The sequence below is a fragment of the Candidatus Litorirhabdus singularis genome, from assembly GCF_026262625.1.
In the GTDB taxonomy this organism is placed as follows: domain Bacteria; phylum Pseudomonadota; class Gammaproteobacteria; order Pseudomonadales; family Halieaceae; genus Litorirhabdus; species Litorirhabdus singularis.
In genome coordinates, this window is the sequence record NZ_SHNN01000002.1 from 879,171 (window position 1) to 902,660 (window position 23,490).

Sequence of the window (23,490 nt, forward strand, 5' to 3'; positions counted from 1 at the left end):
TCTCCCCTCAGGGTTTTATCACATCCACTGTGGCCAGAGTTTCGCGAATCAGCGCATGGTTATCGCCGGCAAAGTCGCTATTGGCAACCAAGCGATGACTGGCCACCGATGGCAGTATGGCCTGCAGATCTTCAGGGACGATATGGCTGCGACCGTGCATCAGCGCCCAGGTTCGAGCACTTTGCAGTAAAGCCATCGAGCCTCGAGGTGACAAGCCACAGGCAAAACCAGAAGCCACACGAGTATGACCCACCAGCCGTTGCAGATAATCCATTACATTGTCAGAGGCATGCACCTTGCCGGCAGCCTCACGAAATGCGATCAGCTGGCTAACTTCAAGACACTCTTCCAATACTATAGAAGCGGTCCCGGAGTGATCACCCAACAGCATACTGCGCTCTGCGGCAGGGTCAGGATATCCCAGTTCAATGCGCATCAGAAAGCGGTCCAGCTGCGACTCGGGTAACGGATAAGTACCAGACTGATGCAAGGGGTTCTGAGTCGCTATCACGAAGAATGGCCGCGGCAATTGACGGGTTTCGCCGTCGACGGTCACCTGTCCTTCGGCCATGGCTTCCAACAGCGCACTTTGAGTTCTAGGCGTGGTGCGATTAATTTCATCGGCCAGCAACAGTTGAGTGAAAATTGGGCCATGATGAAAACTAAATGATGTAGACGCCTGATCAAACACTGACACGCCTAGAATATCCGCGGGCAGTAAGTCACTGGTAAACTGCACACGCTTGTAGGACAGGCCTAAAACCTGAGCCAGCGCATGCGAGAGTGTGGTTTTACCCATACCCGGCAAGTCTTCAATCAAGAGATGGCCGCGCGACAGCAGGCAGCATAGCGCCAGCCTGATTTGTGGCTCCTTGCCCAACAACGCCTTGCCAACTTCCGCTACTGTCTTGTCAATTATCTCTCGCATAATTCGCTGCGCTACAGCGCCTCCAAGCCTCTTTGGGCATCTGCCAAAAGATCGTCTATATGTTCCAGACCCACGGCAATACGTATCAAGTTACCGGTAATGCCAGCCTCTGCTCGCTCGGCATCAGTGAGCCGGCCATGTGTCGTTGTGGCGGGATGCACGATAGTAGATTTTGCATCCCCCAAGTTTGCCGTCAGCGAAAATATCCTGGTTGCGTCAATAAAGCGCCAAGCCTCAGCTTGCCCGCCCCGAACCTTGAAGGACAATACCCCGCCAAAAGCCGATTGCTGGCTACACGCCAACTCATAACCGGGGTGATCAGGTAAACCCGCATAAAAAACCTGTTCTACCTGGGCTTGCTGCTGTAACCACAGCGCCATCGTCAGTGCACTGCGACTGTGCGCCTCCATTCTCAGCCGCAAGGTCTCCAGGCCTTTGAGAAATACCCAGGCGTTAAACGCACTCATAGTCGGACCAGCAGTACGCAAAAATATCACCAGCTCTTGCATCAGTTCGCCACGTCCTAATACCGCCCCGCCGACACAGCGGCCCTGTCCATCAAGATATTTAGTGGCCGAATGGATCACAATATCAGCGCCCATTTCTAACGGTTTCTGTAAAGCCGGCGTGCAGAAACAGTTATCGACGACCAGTAAAGCATTGGACGCGCTCGCCAGCGCCGCCAGTGCTGCCATATCGGCAACCTCGCAGAGCGGATTAGAAGGGGTTTCCAGAAACAGCATCTTCGTCTCGGGACGCACGGCTTGCTGCCACTGGGACAGATCGGTCAGACTGACAAAACTGACTTCGACGCCAAACTTGAGCATATACCTATTGAACAGGCCTGTAGTGGTGCCGAATACACTGCGTGAGCAGATGACATGATCACCTGACTTCAGCAGCGCCATGCAGGTGCTCAGTATGGCCGACATTCCCGATGCAGTAGCAACGCACTGCTCCGCCCCCTCCAGCGCCGCCAGCCGCTCTTCAAAATTACGTACCGTCGGGTTGGTGTACCGGCTGTAAACGTTACCGGGTGAATCGCCAGCAAAGCGCGCGGCAGCGTCAGCCGCGCTATCAAACACATAGCTGGAGGTCAGAAACAGGGCTTCACTGTGCTCCCCTTCATCACTGCGCCGCTGACCGGCACGTACCGCCAAAGTATCCAGATGTAGATCCGCCGGCAGGCTGTTATCGCTATCTTTATTCATTCAGGAAGCTTCGTTATGCAGGCCGATAACTGCACCTTCTTCACCATTGCCCTGATGGCGCTGGGTTTGCGCATCGTCATTGCGCAGTTCATGGATGCGGTCCAGATAGGTCTGATCCACATCTCCGGTAATATAATCACCATTGAAGACAGAGCAGTCGAACTTTTCTATATCGGGGTTGCCTTCATGGCAACTGGCGATCAGGTCTTCAAGATCCTGGAACACCAACCAGTCGGCGCCGATTTTGGTACAGATTTCGTCCACTGAATGGCCGTGAGCAATCAGTTCATCGGCCGATGGCATGTCAATACCATACACGTTGGGATAGCGCACTGGTGGCGCAGCCGAGGCGAAATAGACCTTGTTGGCACCAGCTTCCCTGGCCATTTCAATAATCTGGCGGCAGGTAGTACCGCGGACAATAGAGTCATCGACCAACATGACATTCTTACCTTTAAACTCCAGTGGAATCGTATTCAGCTTTTGCTTGACCGATTTTTTACGCTGACTTTGACCGGGCATAATAAACGTTCTGCCTATATAGCGATTCTTCATCAGGCCTTCGCGAAACTTGATACCCAACACATGCGCCATGGACTGCGCCGCAATTCGACTGGTATCAGGGATGGGAATGATCACGTCGATATCGTGGTCAGGGCGTTCCTTCAAAACTTTGCGGGCCAAGTACTCACCCTGACGCAGTCGCGTCTTATAGACGGATATTCCATCCATAATGGAATCAGGTCGGGCAAAATAGACGTACTCAAAAATGCAGGGCGCAAGCTGCGCTGCCGGTGCACACTGATGGAAGAATATCTCTCCAGCGGCGGTTACATACACCGCTTCGCCGGGTGCGACATCCCGTATCAGTTCAAAGCCGAGTACGTCCAACGCCACGCTCTCCGAGGCAAGCATAAACTCCTCTCCAGACGCCACGCTGCGCTTACCAACCACCAAAGGGCGAATGCCATAGGGATCGCGGAATCCAACGACACCGTAGTCGGCCACCATAGCTACCGCGGTATAGCCGCCGCGGGCACGCTGGTGAACACCGCTGACAGCGCTGAATATATCATCTGCATTAGGATTCAATTTCCCCAGTCGCTGCAGTTCATGAGCGAATATATTCAGCAACAGCTCTGAGTCAGAATCGGTATTAAGATGCCGCAGATCGGTCTGAAACAGCTCCTGAGTCAAGGCTTCTGAATTCGTCAGGTTACCATTGTGCGCCAGCCCTATGCCGTAGGGGGAGTTAACGTAAAACGGTTGCGCCAACGCGGCGCCGGAGCTACCCGCTGTGGGGTATCTCACATGTCCGATACCAATATTCCCCTGCAACCGTTGCATATGTTCCTGACGAAACACATCGCGGACCAGACCAACGCTTTTGCGCTGATGAAAGTTGCCCTCGGCAAACGTCATTATGCCCGCGGCATCCTGACCCCGATGCTGCAGCACGGTCAGTGCGTCGTAGATAGATTGGTTGACATTAGATTTGCCAACTATCCCGATCAATCCACACATTTTTCAGACTCCATTAATGCCCTGACTCAAACCCTGACGGGTAACTTGTAATCACCCAGAAGGGTGGAAAAATTGTCCTGCGCCCATTGTGCCACCAGCAGCACATGTGGCAATAGCTTGGACTCCTGCTCCAGCGTCTGACTGGGCGCCAGCCCCCGGAGCACCAACACCGCTACCGTGACGATCAGCACGCCTCTTGCGAAGCCGAAAACCATGCCCAGCAATCGGTCCATCAGCGTCAACCCGGTCATCTGAATCACTCTGGACAGAAGCCGGTTAATAAAGGCGCCTAGTATCAATGTGGCAAGAAAAAGTAGCACGTAGGCGACGGCGTAACGTAACGCATCCGCCGCAATAACTTCTTCCAATAGTGCAGCAAGGCGCGGCGCGAAAGTAGTGGATAGAACAAATGCCACCACCCATGCCACCAGCGACAGCGCTTCCTTCACAAAGCCGCGCAGCAGGCTGAAAAAAATGGACAGCCCAATGACTCCCATGATCAGCCAATCTATCCAGTGAAAATCCATGTCAGGGCAAGTAACGCGTAATCATTGATGTCACGCGCAGCTCCCTGTCAATGACCTGTTTCGCCTCGAGCATGTCTGCTTGCGCAAACTTGGGGCCCACATAAACCCTATATAATGTTCCAGAGTCGCGCCGCAGGGATTTGATATAGGCTTTATAACCCATACCAATCAGTCGTACAGTTAACTTCTCTGCCTTCTCCTGACTACCCACTGTGACCACCTGTAGCGTCCACGCTACGGGTATACCCTCAGCATCCAGGCTGGGGCTGGCTTTCTCTGCTGGCTTTGCAACGGGCTTATCGACTCTAGCGGGCTTAACTGTCGTCTTGGGCTTATCTATAGGCTTACCTACCACTGCAGGTTTCTCTTTGGGAGCGGCGGGCTTAACCGAGACCGCAACCTCTTCTGAGTAACGTGCCTTCGGCAAACCCTGCAACGGCTTGGGCGCAGGCAAATCGCGCCGCGCCAAAGCAGGTATAGCGGGCACCTGGCTGCTGCGGTCCACGGGTTCCAGCTCCGGGGTCACAAAGATCACCGGCCAGAAGATAACCCCAAGCACAATAATTACCAGGGCTCCGACCAAGCGCTGCTTCAGAACATCGTTCACGTACTGCTCCGGTCTTTGACCAACACAGCCTGTATCTCCGCCACGGTGTAAAACGATCCGAACACCACCAGCCGATCCCCTGCTTGCAATATACTCATGGCCCGCCGATAGGCCTGACGGGGATTCTTGCTACTACTGATCATGGGTAACCCCTGCTGACCCAGCGTGATGGCTAGCTGTTGCGGTTCGCAACTGCGCTCTACCTTGGGTAAACCCGCTACAAACCATGCATCAAAGGCTTCCAGACAAGGTTGAATCATACCATGTATGTCTTTGTCTGACAGTGCTGCAAAGAGCGCAATCTGCCGACCTGTGACAGGATTCTCACGTAAATAAGTCTCTAAATTACCGACCGCCTGCGGATTGTGTGCCACATCCATGAGCACCTCAACTGGCCCTACCGCCACTGACTGCAGGCGTCCGGGCGGCGCCGAATTCGCCGCAATTTGGGGTACCGTAGACATCGGCACCTCAACACCCAGCCTGCATGCAGCGTGCCAGGCCGCAGCCACATTTTCAGGGCGTAGCCGGTGACCTGGCGCAAAACGCTCAGCCTCCGTCACATCCAGATACAGGCAATCACATTGCTGCCGCTGTATCTCCTCGCGCAGGCGAGTTGGCGGGTCCAGGTCCGCGCAGATAACGGGAATACCGGGCCGTAATATGCCTGCCTTCTCCACAGCAATCAGGTCACGGGTATCTCCCAGCCAATCCTGATGGTCAAGATCTATCGCAGTCACTATCGCCACATTGGGATCGACAATATTGACCGCATCCAGACGTCCACCCAAACCCACTTCCAGCAAGATATAGTCCAGTGCCGGATCGCGGAACACCAGCAGTGCCGCCAACAGGCTGAACTCAAAATAGGTCAGGGAGACGGCGCCCCGATGCGCCTCGATCTGTTCAAATGCCGATACAATAACGGCATCTGCAACCGGTTCTCCGTCAATACAAATACGTTCGTTATAGCGCAATAAGTGCGGCGAGGTATAACGCCCGGTGCGGTGGCCGCCACTGCGCAGCAATCCGTCGAGCACACATATAGTAGAGCCTTTACCATTGGTGCCCGCCACGGTAACCACCGGACAGTGAGGGTGTAACAAGTCAAGACGGCCAGCGACCTCTGCAACCCGATCCAGCCCCAGCTCAATCTCACGGGGGTGCAGCGCCTGCAGTTTCTCTAACCACTCCGGAAGGGAGTTGCCGGTCATATCGGTTATTGCGATTGCTCGTCCACGTTGGTATCAAGACCAAATTCCTCTACGGACTCTGGTTGGCTATCACCACTGGTAGGGGGCTGATTATCGGGCGCCTTGCCGCTGAGCTTGGACAGCAGACGATACAGCGTCGGGCGCATTTCGTTGCGGTGCACGATCATGTCGATAGCGCCGTGCTCAAGCAAAAACTCGCTGCGCTGAAAGCCCTTGGGCAACTTCTGGCGAATGGTCTGCTCAATAATATTGGGGCCGGCAAAACCAGCACGGGCATCAGGCTCAGCGATATTAATATCACCCAGCAGCGCCAGACTGGCTGACACGCCACCGTAAATTGGGTCAGTCATCACTGAAATATAAGGTACCCGGCCCTGTTTCAGGCGCTCCAGTACGGCACTGGTCTTGGCCATCTGCATCAGTGAAATCAAAGCCTCTTGCATGCGGGCGCCACCGGAGGCTGAAAAACATACCAGCGGCCAACCATTCTCAAGTGCCAGTTGCGCTGCGCGGGTAAACTTCTCACCCACCGCATAACCCATAGAACCGCCGTGAAAGTTAAACTCAAAAGCTACCGCCACTATGGGTAAGCCGTTAAGCTCGCCGCGCATCGCTATCAGAGCGTCTTTTTCGCCAGTCGATTTTTGGGCTGCTGTAAGCCGGTCTTTATAGCGCTTTACATCTTTAAATTTAAGCCTATCGACGGGTACCACGTCGCTGAAAATCTCTTCACGCGGGTCTTCATCGAGAAAATAATTAAGCCGCTTACGCGCGCCAATGCGCATATGGTGATCGCATTTTGGGCACACTTCACCGTTGCGCTCCAAATCGGGCCGGTACAGCACCGCCTCGCATTTAACGCACTTCTTCCACAGCCCCTCGGGAACCGTGGTGCGTCTGGCCGCGCTCTCGCGACGAACACCGGAGGGTAGAATCTTGTCGTACCAGCTCATAGTAAATCCCGTTCAGCTAACTATTCAGCTGCTAACAGCAGCATCAACTCCCGCTCTTATCTCTGCGACCAGTGCTGCCGCCGCGGCTGCTACTGCCGCATCATCACCGCCCTGTGCCGCCGTATCGGCCGCTTTTTGTACCAGAGCACTGCCTACTACCACACCATCGGCTACCACCGCGATTGACGCTGCCGTCGCAGCGTCCTTAATGCCAAAGCCAACGGCTACCGGCAACTGACACAACTCACGTATTTCACGCACTCTGACCGCAACTTCCACGGGGTCAAGCGTTGCCGCACCGGTCACGCCTTTCAGTGACACATAGTAAACGAAGCCACTTGCGAGTTCAGCGATTTTTTCCACTCGCTGTATGGAAGTGGTCGGCGACACCAAAAGGATATTATCAATATCAAAACGCTTGAGTTGGGCGTTCAAATCGGCCACCTCTTCCGGCGGCATATCTACAGTAAGCAGGGCATCCAGGCCCGCCTCTGCTGCAGCTTCGGCAAACTCAGAGTAACCCATCCGTTCGACCGGGTTGGCATAGCCCATCAACAATATGGGGGTCTCCTGGTCCTGCTGCCGGAACTCACCAACCATTCCCAGCACCTGACGCAGACTAACGTGGTTGGCAAGGGCGCGCTCATGGGCGACCTGAATCACCAGCCCCTCCGCCATTGGGTCCGAAAACGGCACACCCAGTTCGATAATATCGGCACCGGCCCCAACCAGGGCATGCATTAATGGCACAGTCGTGGCCACACGGGGATCACCGGCCACCACATAGGGTATGACCGCCCGTTTGCCGCTGGCGGCCAGTTCGGCAAAACGTCCGCTAATTCTGCTCACTGACTAACACCCTCTATATCGAATCCGGTCACTTCCGCAACGGTATGAATATCCTTATCCCCACGCCCTGAAAGATTGACCACGATGAACTGGTCCGGTGTCATGGTAGCGGCCAACTTGCCTGCATAGGCCAGCGCATGGCTGGACTCAAGCGCAGGCATGATGCCCTCGGTCCTATTCAAGTCAGAGAAAGCCGCTAACGCCTCCTTATCATTTGCAGACACGTAATTGACTCTGCCAATGTCCTTGAGCCAGGAATGTTCTGGACCCACTCCGGGGTAATCAAGACCCGCTGAAACCGAGTGGGTGTGCATAATTTGACCGTTTTCATCCTGCATAAGGTAGGTACGATTACCGTGCAGAATACCCGGGCGTCCGGCCGCCAATGGCGCCGCATGCTCAGTGGTATCCAGACCCAGCCCTGCCGCCTCTACCCCGTACATCGCAACCTCTGTGTCCGCAAGGAAAGGGTAAAAAAGGCCAATCGCGTTGGAGCCGCCACCCACACAGGCTACCAGTGCATCGGGTAAACGTCCGCACATTTGCTGACACTGCGCACGGGCCTCACGCCCGATCACACTCTGAAAGTCTCGCACCAGTTTCGGGTAGGGGTGCGGCCCTGCCACAGTGCCAATGATGTAAAACGTGTCGTCTACATTAGTCACCCAGTCTCGCATAGCCTCATTCATGGCATCTTTTAGTGTCCGCGAGCCGGATGTCACCGGTATCACCTCGGCGCCCAACAGCCGCATACGGTAGACGTTCTGCGCCTGACGCCGCACGTCCTCCTCTCCCATAAACACCTGACATTCCATGCCCAGACGCGCGGCTACTGTCGCAGTAGCAACACCATGCTGACCCGCACCGGTTTCCGCAATGACGCGCTTCTTACCCATGTGCCTGGCGAGTAACGCCTGCCCAACCGTGTTGTTTACCTTGTGCGCCCCCGTGTGGTTCAGGTCTTCGCGTTTCAAAAAGATCCGCGCACCGCCCACTCTATCGCTCCAACGCTTGGCTTCATACAGCGGTGAAGGTCGCCCCACAAAGTGTGCAAGGTCCTCGTCCAACTCGCGTTGAAACTCGGGATCCTTGGACAACTTGTCGTATACCTGCTCCAGTTCATCCAGCGCAAACATCAGGGTTTCTGACACAAAGCGCCCACCGTATTGACCAAAACGGCCTTGTTCATCAGGTGTGTTTGCCAGTAATTTCTCGGTTATGTCCACTATTTCACTTCCATATAGATTGATCTGCCTGCTGCACAGCAGCAACAAAGGCCTGCATTTTCTCCCGGCTCTTATGGCCGGGGGATTGCTCAACGCCGCCACTCACATCTACCGCAAACGGCGCACTGGTGGCAATCGCCTCACTCACATTGTCGGCATCGAGCCCGCCGGCAACAATTAACTTCCTGTCGTGACCATGGGGAATACACGACCAGTCGAAACTCTCTCCGGTACCACCCACCACGCCTTTCCTATAGGTATCCAGCAGTAACCCCTGAGCACTCGTGTACGCGCCCATTAATGCCTCAAGGTCAGTGTCGGGAGCAACCCTCACCGCCTTAATATAGGGCATACCGAAGCTGGCACAGCGTGCCTCACTCTCAGCTCCATGAAACTGCAGTAGCGACACGGGTAACTCGTTACATACGCGTTCCACTTCTGCGTCTGCTGCATCTACAAACAGCGCCGTCAATGTCACAAACGGCGGCAGCTGAGCTATGGCAAGACGGGCACCCTCGATGTCGACTGCCCGCGGGCTAGGCGCGTAAAACACCAGTCCGAGCGCGTCGGCACCGGCTGCAACTGCTGCGTGGGCATCAACCTGGCGGGTGATCCCACAAATCTTTATACGAGTACGTGTCAAAACAGACTGGTCGAAGGCTTAAAAAAGGATGGGTATATTAACAGATACTACTGATGTCGGCAGCGTTTGGCTCAACTATTGACCAGCTATAAACCACGGGCCCGGGGCCAGCACTGGCAAACCAAAGCGTTCAGGGTAATTTACGCCAACCAGATACAAACCATTGGGGGGAGCGGTCTCCGGCGCCTGAGTACGATCTCGCAACAACAATAACTGCGCCAACTCAGTCGCACTCATCCGGCCACGGCCGACCAGAATCAAAGCCCCGACAATATTCCGCACCATATGATGTAAAAATGCGTTGGCCTGAATATCAACAATGACCAAATCACCCAACCGCTGTACACGGATAAAATCGATATGTCGCATTGGCGTCGATGACTGACAGGAAGCGGCACGAAACGAACTGAAATCACACTCACCCAATAATTCCTGAGCAGCCACATCCATAAGCTCCGCCTGCAATGGGTAACGCACACGGGTTAATTGAGCGGGAGAAAGCGCGGAGCGAACCTGCGTGTTTAAAATACAATAGCGATAACGCCTGGAGGTAGCACTAAACCGGGCGTGGAAATCATCCTCTACCGCCTGCGCCGAGCGCACTGCCACAGAATCGGGCAAATTGGCATTGACGCCCATTACCCAGGCCTTGGCGCTCCGTGACGCCGGTGACTCAAAATGAACGACTTGAGCGGTGGCGTGAACACCAGTATCGGTGCGCCCGGCACAGGCTACCCGAATCGGGGCTGCTGCTATCGACCCCAGGGCCGCTTCCAGCACCTCCTGAACAGTAGACACGCCGGACTGCTGCAGCTGCCAGCCACAATAATGGCTGCCATCATACTCCACGGTCAACGCTACACGTCGACCAGCGGCAATATCCTCGTTGGAGAGTGGACTAAACAGTGGAGTAATGGACGTAGTAGAGGATGGAGCAGATCGTCTATTCAATGCTCGCTAACAGAGCACGCGCTTCCTGCTGCTGATCCGCATCGCCATCGACAACAACTTCGTTGAGGATATCCCGCGCACCATCCGCATCACCCATATCAATATAGGCCCGGGCCAGATCCATACGGGTGGCCATTTCTTCACCTTCCGCTGAAAAGCCAAGACCCTCATCGGCGGTATACTCAGGCACGCTATCACCAGCATCGGCCTCTTCTATCTCCAAAGCGCCAAATTCGGTCATCAGGTCATCATCGTCGATGCCAATATCCAGTTCGTCGTCATCGCTCATCAGATCCACAGCAGAGGACTCAACATCCCCGTCGCCGTCTAACTGCTGGGCGGCAGCTAGTAAATCAAGCTCATCGCCTGAAGTCTCTTCACGTTCCGGCGCAGCACCTGACCCAGCTTCCTTGAGCCCGGCCGCCATAGTGGCCAGATCAAAATCGTCACCTTCGCCTGCGGCAGCAGGGGTCTCAACGGGTGCATCAAGCTCTATCTCATCATCACCAAAATCGAGATTATTGCTTTCTGCGAACGTGTCATCGTCGAGATCAAGGTCTTCAAAATCCAGCCCGTCATCCAGATCCAGGTTCAGGCTGTCATCTGTATCAGCGTTGCTGTCAGCAGCGCTGAAGTCTATATCAAGGTCTTCACTATTGTCTTCAAAGGGGCTTTCAGCCGCTGCCACAGGCTCACTCACCTTGGCATCCGGCAACCCACTCAGCCAACTATCGCCACCGTCGACTGCTTCTAGCAGGTCACGGGCACGTTGCAATGCAGCCGTATCACCCATCGCTTCGAGATCAGAGTACTGCTGCTGATACGCCTCGCGATCTACCATTTCAACTGACGCTTCCATCAACTTCAGGCGATATTCAATATTGCCAGGGTCCGCAGTAATAGCATTCTTGAGCAGCTCAACGGCCTGCGGGTAACGACCATAAGCAATATAGATATCGGCTTCTGCCAGCGCATCACCCGATTCAAACTGGGCCGCATAAGCTCCGTCATCGCCGCCGCCAAAGGCGCCACCGCGCTGACCCGATTCCTTAGCGCTCTCTTCCGCCAAATCATCAACAATCAGGCCATCATCGCCCAACTCCACATTGGCAAACTCATCGTCATCATCAGCCTTACGTGTTTTTGCACCGCCGCCGCTGACGCGATTCTTCACGTTATAGGCAATACCGAACAATAAGATGACTAAAGCGATTCCTGCATACAGCAGGTTGTTCATAATCCAGCCCAACACACCACCGTCGTCAGACTGAGCAGCGCTGCTACTAGCAGTACTTGAACTGGCTGCAACTGGCGCGCTAGCTTGCGTATCAGTGTCACTGGCCTCTGCGCCCGTCATACCGGTTTCTGAGCCAGCCTCTGTAGCCGCCACGGCAGCTTCTGCCATGGCCGATTCTGCATCACTTGCAGTAGTACTATCAGTACTATCGACCACGCCTTCAAGCTCGGTCAGCTCATCAATAGGGGCCTGCCGCTGCTCTGCCAAGCGGGTCTGCAGAGCAGCAATCTGATCATCTTTCAATGTGACCAGAGATTGCAATGTTTGTAACTGCTGTTGCATGGAAGCTATTTGATTGCGGATATCGGCGTTATCCCGCGAAGCGCGGTCAGCATCTTCCATTCGCGCACTAACACCCCCAGCCGATGAACTCGCGGTAGAACCATCACCTACATCGATCTGCAGACGACCCTGCTCATCCGGTTCACTGGTCCAGCCGGATCGCTCTGCGGCTGCCTGCTCCCCGCGTGAGGCGCGGTTCTCGAGCCAGCTTTGCTCCTGCTGAGTTATAGCCGCGGTTACTTCTTCCGGAGCCCGCTCGGAAATTTGATCACGTTCCGGCAGCACCAGTACGTAACCAGCTTTCAATTGGTTAATGTTATTGCCGATAAAAGCATTCGGATTGAGGCGCTGGATATCCAACATTGTGTCTTGTACGGAAGCGCCATTTGGGCGCGCTCGGCTGGCGATAGCCCAAAGCGTTTCATTGCGTTTAACCAAATACTCGGCACCAGACTGCGGCATATCACCAGCGTCCGACCCGTAGTCAGGTTGAGCTGATGACTCGCGCGGTTCCGGCTCGGGTTCAACCACTTCGTCAACCCCACCATCAACTCCTGAGCGCACGCCTGAAGTTCGCTTGGCAACCAGCATATCGCTGCCTTCACCAGACAAAACCGGGAGATCCAGAAGCACGGTGTACTCGCGCAATAGACGGCCGTTGGGCCAGCGCGCTTCAACCAAAAAATCCAGAAAGGGTTCTCGTACAGGGTCACGCGAGGTAATGACCAGACGCCCTTCATCACGGCCATCCAACTTAATTTCAAATTTGAGACCGGTGAGAAAGTAGGCGCGTTCAACGCCGGCGCGCTCGAAGTCTTCGCTGGCGGCAAGGCGTATTCTGACCTGACCTTCATCAAGGCCACCGATTTCAAGCAAGTCGACTTCCGCTCGCAGCGGTTCGTTCAGGTAGGATTGCAGCGTCAGTTCACCCAGGCCCAGCGCCGATGCGGTTGCCGGTGACAGACTCAATAGGCCTGCCAGCCACAAATTTCCCTTACGCCCCATAAAACTGCCTTATTATACTCATGCCCTGCGTTCCCACTCCCTTAGCAAATGCGGCCTCGAGCCGGCTCACTACTGCGTGGACTCTGCAAAGAAAAGACCTAGGTATTTCCTTTAACTAGTCTACGTAAGTATCTTTTATAAATACTCTTTTAGCAAGCACTCAGCTATCTGGATGCTGTTAAGTGCGGCACCTTTACGGACATTATCGGAAACAACCCACAGGTCAATACCCCTAGGGTGGGAAATATCCTCACGAATTCTGCCAACAAATACCGGATCTTCGCCTGTAGACTCCTCTACCGCGGTTGGATAGCCGCCATCGCAGCGCTCATCCACCACCTCGACCCCGGCCGCAGATTGCAGCAATTCACGCACCTCAGCGGCGCTAATTTTGTCGCGCGTTTCAATGTGCACGGCTTCTGAATGCCCATAAAACACCGGCACACGGACACAGGTTGGGTTTACCTGAATACGGGGATCAGCGAATATTTTCTGGGTTTCCCAGACCATCTTCATTTCTTCCCGGGTATAACCATTATCTTGAAACACATCAATGTGTGGCAGCACGTTAAAGGCAATCTGACGCGGGTATACTTCTTTTTCTACCGAGCGCCCGTTAAGAAGTGCCGCGGTCTGCCCTGCCAACTCGGCAATCGCCTCTTTACCGGTGCCCGAGACTGCTTGATAAGTCGCTACATTAATACGCTCAATACCCACCGCGTCGTAGATCGGCTTCAAGGCAACTACCATCTGGATGGTGGAGCAATTCGGGTTGGCAATAATGTTGTGCTTGGCGTATCCGGCCAGCGCCTCCGGGTTTACCTCAGGCACTACCAGCGGGATATCTTCCTGCTGCCGGAAATGTGAAGTGTTATCGATCACCACACAGCCGGCAGCACCGGCGCGCGGCGCAAACTCCTCGGAAATGCTGCCACCGGCGGAAAACAGTCCAATCTGCGCCTGGCTGAAGTCAAATTCGGCCAGATCACCGATAATATAGTTACGCCCCTTGAAGCTGACCGACTTGCCCGCTGAACGAGCACTCGCCAAGGGGTAAAAATTACGCACCGGAAAATCGCGCTGTTCCAGAATCGAGATCATGGTCTCACCCACGGCACCGGTTGCGCCAACCACGGCTACATCTACTTGCTTACTCATTAACAGTTACTCCCAGTTGCGCCAGCACTGCAGCACCCATGGCCCGGGTATCCACCAATTGCTGGCCGTCGGTAAATATGTCAGGGGTACGTAAACCTGCATCCAGTACGCTGCTAACAGCAGCTTCAATGGCCTCTGCGGCAGCCGGGCAATCCAGCGTGTGACGCAACATCATTGCCACCGACAAAATGGTAGCCAGTGGGTTGGCCTTGCCCTGACCAGCAATATCGGGCGCCGACCCATGACATGGCTCGTACATACCCCTGCCCTGTTGATTCAATGAAGCGGACGGCAACATACCAATAGACCCGGTCAGCATTGCCGCCGCATCTGACAAAATGTCGCCAAACATATTCCCTGTCACCAGGACATCGAACTGCTTGGGTGCGCGCACCAGTTGCATAGCCGCGTTATCCACATACATGTGAGACAACTCAACATCGGGATATTCCGGAGCCAAGCGGTCCATCACCTCACGCCACAGGATCGTCACCTCCAGCACATTGGATTTGTCGACCGAGCAGAGTCGTCCGTCACGCTTGCGCGCAGACTCAAACGCCAGACGGCCAATACGCTCTATCTCCGACTCCCGGTAGATATAGGTGTTGTAACCCTCGCGCTCGCCGTTTTCCAGGGTGCGAATGCCACGTGGCTCGCCGAAGTAGATACCACCGGTCAGTTCCCTGACGATAAGAATATCCAGTCCAGATACCACTTCCGGCTTCAAACTGGAGGCGGCAGCCAACTGCGGGTACAGCAATGCTGGGCGCAAATTACCAAACAGCTCCAGCTTCGAACGAATCCCTAATAGGCCTTTTTCCGGTCGCAGAGCCCGGTCCACAGTATCCCACTTGGGGCCGCCTACCGCGCCCAACAAAATGGCATCGGCCTCGCGGGCACGGGCCAGTGTGTCTTCAGGCAGGGGCACACCATGAACATCCAGCGCAGCACCTCCCAGCAGACCATCTTCGAGTTCAATCGGCAATTGATACAGTTCAATCACCCGCTCCAGCACCAGACGCGCTTCGGCCACAATCTCAGGGCCAATATAATCGCCCGGTAATATCAGTACTTTCTGGCTCACAAACAGCTCCTATTGAATAACATCAAACAGCCATGGTGACTGCTGGCGCCACCCGGTCTCGTAGGTACGGATCGCATCTGCCTGCTCCAGCGTCAGACCAATCTCATCCAAACCGTGCAACAAGCAGTGCTTGCGAAACGCATCCACCTCAAACGCCATTTCATCGCCAGCGCTGGTAATCACCACTTGCCGCTCCAGATCTATGGTCAGTTGATAACCTTCGTTGGCATACATCTGCTGAAACAGTTGCTCAACGATGGCGGCATCCAGGACTATCGGCAGCAGACCATTCTTAAAGCAATTATTGTAGAAAATGTCCGCATAGCTGGGCGCAATAACGCAACGAAAGCCATAATCATCCAACGCCCAGGGCGCGTGCTCACGACTGGAACCACAACCAAAGTTATCCCGCGCCAGCAACACAGACGCGCCCTGATAGCGCGCTGCATTCAGTGGAAAATCAGGATTTAGCGGCCGCTGACTATTGTCACGTCCGGGCTGCCCCTCATCCAGGTAGCGCTGCTCGTCAAACAAATTAGGGCCAAAGCCACTACGCTTGATCGATTTCAGGAATTGCTTGGGTATGATCATGTCAGTATCGACGTTGGCACGGTCCATCGGCGCCACCAAACCGGTTTCTACAGTGAATGCCCTCACGACTTCATCTCCCATTCGCGTACATCAACAAAATGTCCGGCAATCGCCGCTGCCGCAGCCATCGCCGGACTCACCAGGTGAGTGCGCCCGCCGAAACCCTGACGCCCTTCAAAATTTCTGTTGGAGGTTGACGCACAGTGCTCGCCGGGCTCCAATTTATCGGCGTTCATGGCCAGACACATAGAGCAACCCGGCTCACGCCACTCCAGTCCGGCTTCAATAAATATTTTATCCAGACCCTCGGCTTCCGCCTGCTCCTTAACAATGCCCGAACCTGGCACTACCAGCGCCTGATTGATGCCAGCATCGACTTTATAGCCCTTAACCACTGCCGCAGCAGCGCGTAAATCCTCGATACGCGAATTGGTGCAGGAGCCAATAAAAACTTTCTGAGGACGGATATCGGTAATTGCCATGCCCCCCTGCAAACCCATGTACTTCAGCGCGCGCTCTACGGCATCCCGCTGGCCGGCATCGCTAATGGCAGCCGGGTCAGGCACAGTGCCGTCCACCGGCAATACCATTTCCGGGGACGTACCCCAAGTCACCTGGGGGAAGATATCCTCACCCCGCAACTCAATTACCGCATCAAAGTGGGCGTCGCTATCACTGTGCAGTTCGCGCCACGCCGACTCAGCTAATTCCCACTGCTCGCCCGTCGGTGCATAGGGACGTCCGCGCACATAATCTATAGTGCTCTGATCAACCGCGACCATACCGACACGAGCACCCGCTTCAATGGCCATATTGCAGACCGTCATGCGGCCTTCCATCGACAGCCCGCGAATCACTTCGCCGCCAAACTCGATGGCGAAGCCATTACCGCCGGCGGTGCCTATATGGCCGATGACCGCTAACACAACATCTTTCGCGGTAACGCCAGGTAATAAAGTGCCGTCAACGCGCACCAGCATATTCTTCATCTTTTGCTGAATCAGGCACTGCGTGGCAAGTACGTGTTCAACCTCAGAGGTGCCAATGCCGTGTGCCAAGGCACCCAGGGCACCGTGGGTTGCGGTGTGTGAATCTCCGCAAACGACCGTCATGCCAGGCAAAGTCGCACCCAATTCCGGCCCGATCACATGCACAATACCCTGACGGCGATCATTGATTTCGAACTCAACAATATCGAAGGCCTTGCAGTTGTCATCCAGAGTCTGCACCTGTATTTGCGACACTGGATCCTGAATAGCTGCCACGCCACCGCTACGCTCAGCATAATCAGTGGGAACGTTATGGTCCGGTGTGGCCAGATTGGCGTCCAGACGCCACGGTTGACGGCCAGCCATACGCAAGCCCTCGAAAGCCTGCGGCGATGTCACCTCATGCAATAGATGCCGGTCGATATAAATCAGCGCACTGCCGTCATCACGCTGTTGCACCAGGTGAGAATCCCAGAGTTTGTCGTATAAGGTCTTGGCCATGTTCGCTCCACTTGCCGCCATTATTCATGGCGAGTCTGCTATATTCACTGAAAACGGGGAGATTCTAGCGCCCAGCAATTGATAAGACAAATTCATATTTTTTATCTATCGAATTCCCTCTAGGAATACATGGGCGATTCTCCTACACTGGATTGATGGACACACAAAACCTTCAAGCATTTCTCATGGTCGCCGAACTCGGCTCGTTCTCGCGCGCGGCAGAAGCATTGTATTTGACCCAGCCAGCGGTCAGTAAAAGGGTCGCGGCACTGGAGTCCCAATTGGAATGCAGCCTGTTCGACCGTATCGGACGACGCGTATTTCTCACGGAGGCGGGACGCGCACTATTGCCTTTTGCCAACAGTATTCGAAGCAGTCTGACCCAGGCCCGTCAATCTATCCGCGATCTCTCCGGTGAAGTTGGCGGTACTTTACTGCTAGGTACCAGCCACCACATCGGCTTACATCGATTGCCACCGGTATTGCGCCGCTTTAGCAGCACCTATGGTGGCGTCAAACTCGACATTGATTTCATGGATTCCGAACAGGCCTACGAGCAAATCAGTCGCGGCAATATCGAGCTCGCACTGGTGACACTGGCCCCGGAAGCAGACCCCACCATGTTGGCAACTCCGGTTTGGTCGGACCCGCTGGATTTCATGGTCGCACAAGACCACGAACTCGGTCAGGCCAAGACAATTACTCTGGAGATGCTGAGCGCCTACCCCGTGATTCTGCCGGGGCTGAATACCTATACCGGACAGATTGCCAAGCGCCTGTTCGACGAACGCGGCCTTAAACTTAACATAGCTATGTCGACTAACTACCTTGAAACCATCGGTATGATGGCATCCATCGGCCTTGGCTGGACTGTGCTACCGCGCTCTATGCTTAGTGAGGGATTGCAGGCACTCACTATAAAGGGCATTAGTCCGCAACGTGAGCTAGGCTATATCTATCACCGCGGTCGCACTCTCTCCAATGCAGCCCAGGCCTTTATTCAGGAACTTTACTAACGTCAGGAATCAGTCCTTGCCATGCATTGCAGCCAGCTTATCCAGCTGCCCTTTGAAACCGTCATGGTCAGGCTGGTAAAACGAACCGCTATAGCGACACACCAATTTTTCACCACTAATAATCACACCGCTAGCAAAGCCAAAACTGCGTTTCAAGGTCACCTGCTCGCTGCGCGTTTGCAGCCAGTCTCCCTCGCGGGCGGCGTTAATAAAGTCAAAACTCAAGTTCAGTGTAGGTGCCGGGCCTATTTTCTCCCGCGCAAAATTGATGGCTGAAGCCGCACCAATGTCCGCCAGTGTCATCAGCGCGCCGCCATGACAGATACCTATCATATTGCAGTGTGACAGCTGCACATACATGCCCAAACTGACCTCACTATTGTGTTCACGTCGGTACACCGGGCGCAATACATCGGTAAAGCCCAGCCCTTCGGGCAAAGGTTTATAGCCAGCTGGCGCAGGCAGGGTCTCAGTTTCCATTCGTCATCCTTAAATCAAAAAATACCCAATTCCAGGCCGGCAGCAAGGGTCAGGCCTAACTCGCCGCTGCGCTGAAGATAATCTGCGTTGACTTCGCCGCGGCATATCACCGGTAAGGCGACTTCCTTCATCGGAAACCCGCGCAAAATTCTTTGCACCTGCTGCACCGCCCCACGGCCATCATTACCAGCGCTGAGCAGCAGCGCATAGGGCAAATTCAGTTGCAGTGGTTGCGCTGGGTAAAAGGTGCGGTCGAGAAAATCTTTCATCGCCCCCGACGCCGCCGCTGAATTTTCCGCCAACGCCAACAACAATCCGTCGGCCGTCGCCAGATCGCGGATACCGGCGTCAACAGCGCGCACAGTCCTGACGTTAATATCACTCCCGGCGGTCGCAGCTGCGGCTGCTTCTCGTGCCAACAGAGCCGTTGCCCCGCTTTGTGAGTGATATACAATAAGTAGCGTTTTTCCCATCGGCTTATCATAGCAACAAGGAACCCCGAAATGACCAGTAACAGACAGTGGCTACTCAAAGAACGACCCAGCGGTATGGTTGGGCCCGAGCATTTTTCCCTACAGGAGTCCGCGTTGCCTGAACCCGACCTGGATCGCGGGGAGGTACTGATAAAAACCTTGTACCTGGGTTTCGATCCCGCCATGCGCGGCTGGCTCATAGATGAGCCGAGCTACCTACCACCGGTGCAGATTGGCGAGGTCATGCGCGCCAGCTCGGTGGGAGAAGTTGTCAGCTCGTCTAACCCTGACCTGCCGCCGGGCACACTGATACAAGGCATGGCAGGCTGGCAGGAGTATTCGATTGCCGGCCCCGACAGTTTTATCCCGCCACAGCCGCTCCCCGCAGGTTTGACCCCGGCTATGGCATTGTCGGTTTTCGGCACTACCACACTGACTGCTTATTTTGGTCTGCTGGATATTTGCGAGCCCCAGCCAGGCGACACAGTACTAGTTTCCGGTGCTGCAGGCGCTACCGGCTCAGCCGTCGCACAGATTGCCAGAATCAAGGGATGCCGCGTCATCGGCATTGCCGGCGGGGCAGAAAAATGCGCATGGCTGCTAGACACCTGCCGACTTGATGCAGTCATCGACTATAAATCTGAGAATATTGATCAACGTCTTGCTGAACTCTGTCCTGATGGAATCAATGTGTTCTTCGACAATGTCGGTGGCGACACGCTGGAAGCGGCGATTACCCATATGGCCGATTTTGGTCGCATCGCACTCTGTGGCGGCATTTCCGGGTACAACGATGTAGAGCCAGCACCGGGGCCCCGCAACCTAATGATATTGGTACAGCGACGCATCAAAATGCAGGGCTTCATTGTCATCGACTACATGGACCGATTCGAAGCGGCCATGGGCGAAATTGCCGAGTGGGTAATGGCTGGTGAGATAGCCTGGCGTGAAGATATTCAGCATGGATTTGACAATATTCCGGCGACATTTCAACGCCTGTTCAGTGGCCAAAATACCGGCAAGCAGTTACTGGCCCTGGCTGAGCCTGGCGCCTGAAAACAGCCTGTTCGCACCTTTTTGGTGCGCATACATCTGTGGATAACTCTGGGGATAGAGCGCGGAAAAAAAGTGCCCGAACTAAAGACTTTTCGCTTGGGCGGGCCAGCTCGAATCCACCTTAACTACGCCATTAGATATACATATCAATAACTTACACTATTTTTATAGTCTATTATCGATATCCAAATCTGCAAGCCCTTTAAATTCAGTGGGTTAAGGCATCCGTGTGCATAAAAAATCGAGGCGCCAGTTAGTAGACACTGACCTCGCAAGTGCCATCAATACAGCATATTCACTGGTTAGTCGGCTCTGACGTCACGGTTCTAGTCTCTGTGTTGCAGCTTCCAGCATTGATGCCCACTGCGACCGCGCTGGTAGTCAAGGTCCAGGGTCTGCCGGGTAATGTTTTCCACAACACAGAATTCTGCCACCTCGTCGTCTAGCGAAAAACTGCGTAAATTATTGGAAAAATACAGCACACCCTGGGGACGCAATAGAGCCATCGCATCACGCAAAATTTGCAACTGATCGCGCTGTATATCGAGCGTCTGTTGCATCCTCCGCGAATTGGAAAAGGACGGTGGATCCAGCAGTATTAAATCATACCGTTCCTGATGCTCGGTCATCCAAAGCAGACAATCGGCCTGCACCAGGCTGTTGTCGGTTTCAGAGTAGCCATTAACTGCCAAGTTCTTGCGCGCCCAGTCCAGATAGGTTTTGGACATGTCGACGCTGGTAGTGGAACGAGCACCACCGGCACAGGCATGTACCGATGCAGTAGCGGTATAGCAGAACAGGTTCAGAAAATCCTTGCCCCGGGATTCCGCTGCCAAGCGCTGCCGCAGCGGCCTATGATCAAGGAATAGACCCGTATCCAGATAGTCGACAAAATTCACCAACAGTTTCACGCGCCCTTCCAGCACCGTGTGTAACTCACCCTGTGCTGCTGCCTTCTGGTATTGCTGGGCGCCGCGCTGGCGCTGCCGTTCCTTATAGAAGATTCGCTCCGGTGCTATGCCTGTAGCCACTGGCAGCGCTCGCACCACTTCCTGTAAACGCCGTTCCGCTGCATCTGGCTCAATGCCTGCGGGTGCCTTGTATTCTGCTACATGCAGAAAGTCACCGTAACGATCGACAGCCACCGCGTATTCCGGCATATCTGCATCATACAAACGATAGCAACTAATACCCTCACGGCGCAGCCACTTGTCCAGCCGGCGCTGGTTTTTGCGCAGGCGATTGGCGAACATTTGCGCGTTGTCGCTCAATTCTTCGCTACTGGCCTCGCTACTGGCCTCGCCCGCAGACACTGCCTTACCCACGGCGCCTGGCAGCGGTGGTCGCCGACTTTCCGCGCCCAGTTTGAACAGCAAGAGTTGGCTGGGCAAAGTGCCATTATAGAGTGCATAGCGTTTGTGGCTGCGCAGCCCGGTGGCAAGCCCTAACTCTTTATCACTGGTGAAGATCGCCGCCTGCCAACCTTCAAATTCGCTGCTCAGCACGTTACCCAACTCACGGTACAGGTAGCGCAAGCTCTCTTTCTCACCCAGGCGCTCACCATAAGGAGGATTCACTATAACCAGACCTCTATCGAGTTGCAGCTGAGCCGGCTTGCGCAGCTCCCCCAGAGGTTGATGGGTGACTTTCACCACGTTCTCAAGGCCGGCACGCTGGATATTCGCCTGCGCTCTGTGCAAGGTCCCTGCGTCTGCATCATAACCCTGAATTTCTGGCAGTTGGCGTGAGCGACCAAGCTCGGAGCGCGCACGCGCATCAGCCATTAACGCCTCCCAACCAGAAACGTCATGAGCCGGCAGTTTTTCAAAGCCCCAGCGCTGGCGTTTCAGTCCCGGAGCAATATCAGCGACCATCAGTGCCGCTTCCAGCAACAGGGTTCCTGAGCCGCACATTGGGTCAACCAAAGCACCTCCTGCGGCTGCGATTCCAGGCCAATCAGCGCGCAGCAGTAAGGCAGCTGCGAGATTTTCCTTCAAGGGCGCCTGGCCGCCTTCCAAACGATAGCCGCGCTGATGCAGGCTACCACCCGAAAAATCTATCGCTACCACCACTTTGGTTTTGGACAGACGCACATTCAGACGTAGATCAGGGTCCTGCATGGACACTTCAGGGCGCGGCCAACCTTTGCTCTGTAGTTGATCTACTATAGCGTCCTTGCATACCTGAGCACCGTAGCGAGTATTGCGAATCTCATCACTGCTGCCACTGAAATCAACTCGCAGTGAGCCGCCCTGGGCGAGGTAAAGCGTCCAGTCCACTTCCATTAGCCCCCGGTAGAGGCTGTCACTATCGCCGCTTTCAAAATCGGCCAGAGGCTGCAGAATACGATTTGCCAAACGGCTCCATAAACAGGCTCGGTAGGCCACTTGTGCGGGCGCGGTGAAATGCACCCCGCCTACCGTCTCCCGTGTCGTCGCGGCGCCAAGGCTTTGTATTTCTTCCAGCAGCAAACCTTCCAGACCACGCGGGCAAGAGGCATACCACTTCAAATCGTCCATGTCATAACCCTGTATAAGCCCGGAGCTGAAGCCGCGAACTATACCGACTTTGCCAGTCGCCCACCACGACCTATCTACAGCAAGCCGTTAACCACAGTTTGCAACATCAATTTCGCATAAAAACTGTGTCGCTTAATTCTAAATGATGTTTGCGAGCCGCGGCGGAGTCTGGTTATATAAAGACGTAACTCACAGGAGATAACATGCGCAGACAAAAACGAGATATGAGTGATCGGGCTTTCCAGCGTGGATATCAAGCAGGCGTCAGTGGCCGGTCTAACGAAACATGTCCTCATTCCAATGACGACCAGAGACTGTGCTGGTTATCCGGCTGGCGCGAAGGCCGCAGTGATCAATGGGACGGCCTCACCGGAGTCTCGGGAGTGCACAAAGCGGTGGTCTGAAA

At 54.7% G+C, this 23,490-nt stretch carries 22 protein-coding genes; 3 read left to right on the forward strand and 19 right to left on the reverse strand.

The window, feature by feature from the left end; translation table 11 throughout:
- Window positions 1-7: 7 nt before the first annotated feature.
- The 16 genes from EYC98_RS12435 to leuC form a co-directional block, all read right to left on the reverse strand.
- Window positions 8-928 (reverse strand): AAA family ATPase, encoded by a 921-nt coding sequence (locus EYC98_RS12435; RefSeq protein ID WP_279245663.1) that lies wholly within the window; start codon window positions 926-928, stop codon window positions 8-10.
- A gap of 11 nt (window positions 929-939) precedes the next feature.
- Window positions 940-2,139 carry an O-succinylhomoserine sulfhydrylase gene (locus tag EYC98_RS12440; RefSeq protein ID WP_279245664.1) on the reverse strand — a complete coding sequence of 400 codons (1,200 nt, stop codon included), beginning with the start codon at window positions 2,137-2,139 and terminating at the stop codon, window positions 940-942.
- On the reverse strand, window positions 2,140-3,663 hold the full coding sequence (gene purF / locus EYC98_RS12445) for an amidophosphoribosyltransferase (RefSeq protein WP_279245665.1): 1,524 nt from the start codon (window positions 3,661-3,663) through the stop codon (window positions 2,140-2,142). It abuts the gene before it with no gap.
- Window positions 3,664-3,689: 26 nt separating this feature from the next.
- Window positions 3,690-4,190 (reverse strand): CvpA family protein, encoded by a 501-nt coding sequence (locus EYC98_RS12450; RefSeq protein WP_279245666.1) that lies wholly within the window; start codon window positions 4,188-4,190, stop codon window positions 3,690-3,692.
- Between the two features lies 1 nt (window position 4,191).
- Complete coding sequence (locus EYC98_RS12455) at window positions 4,192-4,797, reverse strand: SPOR domain-containing protein (protein WP_279245667.1); 606 nt, start codon at window positions 4,795-4,797, stop codon at window positions 4,192-4,194.
- The gene (locus EYC98_RS12460) at window positions 4,794-6,011 is read right to left on the reverse strand and encodes a bifunctional folylpolyglutamate synthase/dihydrofolate synthase (RefSeq protein ID WP_279245668.1); all 1,218 of its coding nucleotides are present in this window, start codon (window positions 6,009-6,011) and stop codon (window positions 4,794-4,796) included. The genes EYC98_RS12455 and EYC98_RS12460 overlap by 4 nt, the downstream gene beginning before the upstream one ends.
- A 5-nt stretch (window positions 6,012-6,016) precedes the next feature.
- Complete coding sequence (gene accD, locus EYC98_RS12465; RefSeq protein ID WP_279245669.1) at window positions 6,017-6,964, reverse strand: acetyl-CoA carboxylase, carboxyltransferase subunit beta; 948 nt, start codon at window positions 6,962-6,964, stop codon at window positions 6,017-6,019.
- Window positions 6,965-6,988: 24 nt separating this feature from the next.
- Window positions 6,989-7,813, reverse strand: coding sequence for a tryptophan synthase subunit alpha (gene trpA, locus EYC98_RS12470; RefSeq protein WP_279245670.1), 825 nt, complete (start codon window positions 7,811-7,813; stop codon window positions 6,989-6,991).
- Window positions 7,810-9,039: a tryptophan synthase subunit beta gene (gene trpB / locus EYC98_RS12475; RefSeq protein ID WP_420887175.1), complete on the reverse strand. Its 1,230-nt coding sequence runs from the start codon at window positions 9,037-9,039 to the stop codon at window positions 7,810-7,812. Before trpB ends, trpA begins: the two co-directional genes overlap by 4 nt.
- 4 nt (window positions 9,040-9,043) lie before the next feature.
- Window positions 9,044-9,682, reverse strand: coding sequence for a phosphoribosylanthranilate isomerase (locus EYC98_RS12480; RefSeq protein WP_279245671.1), 639 nt, complete (start codon window positions 9,680-9,682; stop codon window positions 9,044-9,046).
- 75 nt (window positions 9,683-9,757) lie between these two features.
- A complete protein-coding gene (gene truA, locus EYC98_RS12485) occupies window positions 9,758-10,633 on the reverse strand; it encodes a tRNA pseudouridine(38-40) synthase TruA (RefSeq protein WP_279245672.1) in 876 nt (291 codons plus the stop codon).
- Window positions 10,626-13,217 carry a motility hub landmark protein FimV gene (locus tag EYC98_RS12490; RefSeq protein ID WP_279245673.1) on the reverse strand — a complete coding sequence of 864 codons (2,592 nt, stop codon included), beginning with the start codon at window positions 13,215-13,217 and terminating at the stop codon, window positions 10,626-10,628. The genes truA and EYC98_RS12490 overlap by 8 nt, the downstream gene beginning before the upstream one ends.
- A 135-nt stretch (window positions 13,218-13,352) precedes the next feature.
- Window positions 13,353-14,375, reverse strand: coding sequence for an aspartate-semialdehyde dehydrogenase (locus tag EYC98_RS12495; protein WP_279245674.1), 1,023 nt, complete (start codon window positions 14,373-14,375; stop codon window positions 13,353-13,355).
- On the reverse strand, window positions 14,368-15,459 hold the full coding sequence (gene leuB / locus EYC98_RS12500; RefSeq protein ID WP_279245675.1) for a 3-isopropylmalate dehydrogenase: 1,092 nt from the start codon (window positions 15,457-15,459) through the stop codon (window positions 14,368-14,370). The genes EYC98_RS12495 and leuB overlap by 8 nt, the downstream gene beginning before the upstream one ends.
- Before the next feature lie 9 nt (window positions 15,460-15,468).
- Window positions 15,469-16,116: a 3-isopropylmalate dehydratase small subunit gene (gene leuD, locus EYC98_RS12505; protein WP_279245676.1), complete on the reverse strand. Its 648-nt coding sequence runs from the start codon at window positions 16,114-16,116 to the stop codon at window positions 15,469-15,471.
- Complete coding sequence (leuC, locus tag EYC98_RS12510) at window positions 16,113-17,540, reverse strand: 3-isopropylmalate dehydratase large subunit (RefSeq protein WP_279245677.1); 1,428 nt, start codon at window positions 17,538-17,540, stop codon at window positions 16,113-16,115. The genes leuD and leuC overlap by 4 nt, the downstream gene beginning before the upstream one ends.
- Window positions 17,541-17,695: 155 nt before the next feature.
- Between leuC and EYC98_RS12515 the strand changes: the two genes are divergently transcribed.
- Window positions 17,696-18,556, forward strand: coding sequence for a LysR family transcriptional regulator (locus EYC98_RS12515; protein ID WP_279245678.1), 861 nt, complete (start codon window positions 17,696-17,698; stop codon window positions 18,554-18,556).
- A gap of 9 nt (window positions 18,557-18,565) precedes the next feature.
- Here EYC98_RS12515 and EYC98_RS12520 read toward each other — a convergent pair whose 3' ends face one another.
- Together EYC98_RS12520 and EYC98_RS12525 are read right to left on the reverse strand one after the other, a co-directional pair.
- Window positions 18,566-19,036 (reverse strand): PaaI family thioesterase, encoded by a 471-nt coding sequence (locus tag EYC98_RS12520; RefSeq protein ID WP_279245679.1) that lies wholly within the window; start codon window positions 19,034-19,036, stop codon window positions 18,566-18,568.
- Between the two features lie 14 nt (window positions 19,037-19,050).
- The gene (locus tag EYC98_RS12525; RefSeq protein WP_279245680.1) at window positions 19,051-19,455 is read right to left on the reverse strand and encodes an NAD(P)H-dependent oxidoreductase; all 405 of its coding nucleotides are present in this window, start codon (window positions 19,453-19,455) and stop codon (window positions 19,051-19,053) included.
- 84 nt (window positions 19,456-19,539) lie between these two features.
- Between EYC98_RS12525 and EYC98_RS12530 the strand changes: the two genes are divergently transcribed.
- A complete protein-coding gene (locus EYC98_RS12530; RefSeq protein ID WP_279245681.1) occupies window positions 19,540-20,565 on the forward strand; it encodes an NADP-dependent oxidoreductase in 1,026 nt (341 codons plus the stop codon).
- Between the two features lie 326 nt (window positions 20,566-20,891).
- Here EYC98_RS12530 and rlmKL read toward each other — a convergent pair whose 3' ends face one another.
- Window positions 20,892-23,084 carry a bifunctional 23S rRNA (guanine(2069)-N(7))-methyltransferase RlmK/23S rRNA (guanine(2445)-N(2))-methyltransferase RlmL gene (gene rlmKL, locus EYC98_RS12535; protein ID WP_279245682.1) on the reverse strand — a complete coding sequence of 731 codons (2,193 nt, stop codon included), beginning with the start codon at window positions 23,082-23,084 and terminating at the stop codon, window positions 20,892-20,894.
- A 203-nt stretch (window positions 23,085-23,287) separates the two neighbouring features.
- Between rlmKL and rmf the strand changes: the two genes are divergently transcribed.
- The gene (rmf, locus tag EYC98_RS12540) at window positions 23,288-23,488 is read left to right on the forward strand and encodes a ribosome modulation factor (RefSeq protein WP_279245683.1); all 201 of its coding nucleotides are present in this window, start codon (window positions 23,288-23,290) and stop codon (window positions 23,486-23,488) included.
- The last annotated feature ends 2 nt before the right edge of the window (window positions 23,489-23,490 follow it).

Coding starts and splice junctions, on each gene's coding strand:
- purF (WP_279245665.1), bottom strand. CDS start 3,663: ATGTGTGGATTGATCGGGATAGTTGGCAAATCTAATGTCAACCAATCT.
- accD (WP_279245669.1), bottom strand. CDS start 6,964: ATGAGCTGGTACGACAAGATTCTACCCTCCGGTGTTCGTCGCGAGAGC.
- EYC98_RS12490 (WP_279245673.1), bottom strand. CDS start 13,217: ATGGGGCGTAAGGGAAATTTGTGGCTGGCAGGCCTATTGAGTCTGTCA.
- EYC98_RS12530 (WP_279245681.1), top strand. CDS start 19,540: ATGACCAGTAACAGACAGTGGCTACTCAAAGAACGACCCAGCGGTATG.
- EYC98_RS12515 (WP_279245678.1), top strand. CDS start 17,696: ATGGACACACAAAACCTTCAAGCATTTCTCATGGTCGCCGAACTCGGC.
- EYC98_RS12495 (WP_279245674.1), bottom strand. CDS start 14,375: ATGAGTAAGCAAGTAGATGTAGCCGTGGTTGGCGCAACCGGTGCCGTG.
- rlmKL (WP_279245682.1), bottom strand. CDS start 23,084: ATGGACGATTTGAAGTGGTATGCCTCTTGCCCGCGTGGTCTGGAAGGT.
- EYC98_RS12440 (WP_279245664.1), bottom strand. CDS start 2,139: ATGAATAAAGATAGCGATAACAGCCTGCCGGCGGATCTACATCTGGAT.
- EYC98_RS12520 (WP_279245679.1), bottom strand. CDS start 19,036: ATGGAAACTGAGACCCTGCCTGCGCCAGCTGGCTATAAACCTTTGCCC.
- rmf (WP_279245683.1), top strand. CDS start 23,288: ATGCGCAGACAAAAACGAGATATGAGTGATCGGGCTTTCCAGCGTGGA.
- EYC98_RS12450 (WP_279245666.1), bottom strand. CDS start 4,190: ATGGATTTTCACTGGATAGATTGGCTGATCATGGGAGTCATTGGGCTG.
- EYC98_RS12460 (WP_279245668.1), bottom strand. CDS start 6,011: ATGACCGGCAACTCCCTTCCGGAGTGGTTAGAGAAACTGCAGGCGCTG.
- leuC (WP_279245677.1), bottom strand. CDS start 17,540: ATGGCCAAGACCTTATACGACAAACTCTGGGATTCTCACCTGGTGCAA.
- EYC98_RS12435 (WP_279245663.1), bottom strand. CDS start 928: ATGCGAGAGATAATTGACAAGACAGTAGCGGAAGTTGGCAAGGCGTTG.